At 33.0% G+C, this 1,092-nt stretch carries 1 protein-coding gene; it reads left to right on the plus strand.

Annotated elements, in window-relative coordinates; genetic code table 11:
- Positions 1-1,092: RHS repeat domain-containing protein (locus B0A58_RS16575; RefSeq protein WP_394364010.1), on the plus strand; the 1,092-nt coding region annotated here is incomplete at both ends.

The raw sequence follows: 1,092 nt of genomic DNA on the forward strand, positions 1-1,092 counted from the left end.
CAACGACATCAATAGCTTGAGCAAAGCGGGCGATCCGATGGATTTGTTTAGTTTTAGAATCAATTACCAAAAACCCGAGACAGCAACGCCTTTGTTTAACGGCAATATTTCGGAAACTTTTTGGCGGACTTCATCGGACAATGTATTGAGAAAATACAGCTATTCTTATGATCATTTGAATAGGTTGCTGGAGGCGGTGTATGAAAAGCCTGTTGGGCCTATGGCGGTTACACATAGTTATGACGAGAGTTTGCAATATGATAAAAATGGAAATATTTTAAGTTTAAGACGAAATGGAAGTTATGATTCAGATGTATATCTTGGCGGTTTAATGATTGATGATTTGCAATATCAGTATGAAAGTAATAAATTACTTAAAGTAGTTGATTATACAAATAATCCTGATGGCTTTAGTGATAACGAAGCCGATGCTGAAGACCCTACTAATTTGTCTAATGTTGATTATAGATATGACTTAAATGGCAACATGACGATGGATATGAATAAGAATATTACATCTATTACCTACAATCATTTGAATTTGCCAACAAAAATTGTGTTTAATAGTTATGATTTAACAAAAATTGAATATCTTTACGATGCTAATGGCATTAAATTGCAAAAAAAGGTAACAAACGGCAGCGCAACAACAACAGATTATATGATTGGAATACAATATAAAAATTCAATTTTGCAATTTATCCCTACAAAAGAAGGATATGTAAACAATACTTTTTCTGGTGGGGTAAATAATTTTAGTTATGTGTTTAACTACACCGACCATTTGGGCAACATTCGTTTGAGTTATGCAAAAGACCCTAACACGGGTTTACTAAAAATTATGGAGCAAAATCACTATTATCCTTTTGGAATGAAGCACAGCAACTATAATAGTGATGTTTTGGTTTTTAGTAAAATAGCTTCAAGTGATAAACTTATAACCACTATAACTCCTTTTAATAAAGCAGCTTATAATTATAAGTTCCAAGGGCAAGAGCGTCAAGACGAGTTAGGATTAAACTGGGATAGTTTCAAATGGAGAAATTATGATTATGCTATTGGGAGATTTATGTCAATTGATCCTCTTGCTGA

It is taken from the genome of Flavobacterium branchiophilum NBRC 15030 = ATCC 35035 (assembly GCF_002217205.1).
Lineage (GTDB): Bacteria > Bacteroidota > Bacteroidia > Flavobacteriales > Flavobacteriaceae > Flavobacterium > Flavobacterium branchiophilum.